The 1,866-nt window shown below is 68.3% G+C and carries 1 protein-coding gene; it reads right to left on the bottom strand.

Going from position 1 to position 1,866, the window contains the following annotated elements; genetic code table 11:
• Nucleotides 1–7 precede the first annotated feature (7 nt).
• A complete protein-coding gene (xsc, locus tag AC1DK4_RS40595) occupies nt 8–1,846 on the bottom strand; it encodes a sulfoacetaldehyde acetyltransferase (RefSeq protein ID WP_441621193.1) in 1,839 nt (612 codons plus the stop codon).
• Between the last annotated feature and the right edge of the window lie 20 nt (nt 1,847–1,866).

Here is a 1,866-nt window from a genome sequence, read left to right as displayed (position 1 = left end):
CAGGGACTCAGACGAAGTCCTTGTACTTGTCGAGGGTGCGCACGGGCTTGGCGAGCGCATCGCGGCGGAACGGGTCGCCGAGCTCGCGGGTGCACATGATCTCGATGATGGTGGTCTTGCCGTGATTCATCTGCAGATCGATGGCGCGCTTGAGCGCCGGGCCCACGTCTTCGAGCTTGTCCACCACGATGCCCTCGGCGCCCATGGCGCGGGCGATCTCGGCGAAGCTTTGGTTGTCCAGCTCCCCCGCGACGAAGCGGCGGTTGTAGAAGTCGACCTGGTTCTTCTTCTCGGCGCCCCACTGGCGGTTGTGGAACACCACGGCGGTGACCGGGATATTGTGGCGCACGCAGGTCATGGTCTCCATCAGGCTCATGCCCCAGGCGCCGTCGCCGGCATAGGACACGGCCGGGCGGTGGGGCGCGGCCACCTTGGCGCCGATGATGGTGGGGAAGGCGTAGCCGCAGTTGCCCCAGCTCATGGCGGCGAAGAAGCTGCGCGGCTTGTTGAAGCGCAGGTAGCTGTTGGCCACCGAGTTGATATTGCCGATGTCGGTGGAGACCATCACGTCCTCGGGCATGGCTTTCTCCAGCTCGCGCAGCACCTGGCGCGGATGCAGGTAGTGGCCGCCATTGGGCGTGCGCTCCTGCTTCTGCTCCTCGATCATGTCCAGGCTGTAGGGGTCGCGCTCGTGGGTCCATTCGTCGAGCTCTTTCTCCCAGGCGGCCTTCTCGGCGGCGATCTGGCCGGCGCGCTCTTCGCGCGAGGCGTCGCACACCAGGGTGCGCCCGGCCAGGCGCCCGGTCAGCGCCACGGCGGCGGCCTTGGCGTCGCCGCAGATGCCCACGGAGATCTTCTTGACCAGGCCGAGCATCTTGTGGTCGGCATCGATCTGGATGATCTTGGCCTGCTTGGGCCAGTAGTCCATGCCGTGCTGGGGCAGGGTGCCGAAGGGTCCGAGGCGCGAGCCGAGGGCGACCACCACGTCGGCGCGGGCGAGCAGCTTCATGGCGGCCTTGGAGCCCTGGTAGCCGAGCGGGCCGCACCACAGCGGATGGCTGGCGGGGAAGGAATCGTTATGCAGGTAGCTGTTGACCACCGGCGCGCCGAGGCGCTCGGCGAGTGCCTGGCATTCGGCGATGGCATCGGCCATGACCACGCCGCCGCCGGAGATGATGACGGGGAACCTGGCCTGGGCGAGCAGCTCGGCGGCTTCGTTGAGGCGTTGTTCGCCGCCGGGGCCGCGGTCCAGGCGCTGCGGGCGGGGGATCTCGGCCTGGATCTGGCCGTAGAAGTAGTCGCGCGGGATATTGAGCTGGGTGGGTCCCATCTCGGCCATGGCGCGGTCGAAGCAGCGGCCGGTGAACTCGGCCATGCGTGCCGGGTGGGTGACATGGCCCTGGTACTTGGTGAACTCCTGGAACATCGGCAGCTGCTTGGCTTCCTGGAAGCCGCCGAGGCCGATGCCCATGGTGCCGGCCTCGGGGGTGACGATGACCACGGGGCTGTGGGCCCAGTAGGCGGCGGCGATGGCGGTGACGCAGTTGCTGATGCCGGGGCCGTTCTGGCCGATGACGACGCCGTGGCGGCCGGAGACGCGGGAATAGCCGTCGGCCATGTGGCCGGCGCCCTGCTCGTGCACCACGGGGATGAGGCGGATGCCGGCGGGGGCGAAGATGTCCATGGCGTCCATGAAGGCGGAGCCCATGATGCCGAACATGTCGGTGACGCCGTTGGCGGCGAGGGTTTCGACAAAGGCTTCCGAGGGGGTCATGGCCTGCGGGCCGGTGGTGGCGGGGGCGTCGGTGGTGGCCTGGCGCAGGGATTCGGGGAGGTGTTCGCTCATGGTGGTGGGTCTCCGGGCTT

Source organism: Cupriavidus sp. 05N38 (genome assembly GCF_056397345.1).
The sequence above is the reverse complement of the archived record's forward strand: the minus strand, read 5'-3'. Positions and strand labels throughout refer to the sequence as shown.

Bases quoted from the DNA above. Each gene is read 5' to 3' on its own strand.
- xsc (WP_441621193.1), bottom strand. From the start codon at position 1,846: ATGAGCGAACACCTCCCCGAATCCCTGCGCCAGGCCACCACCGACGCC.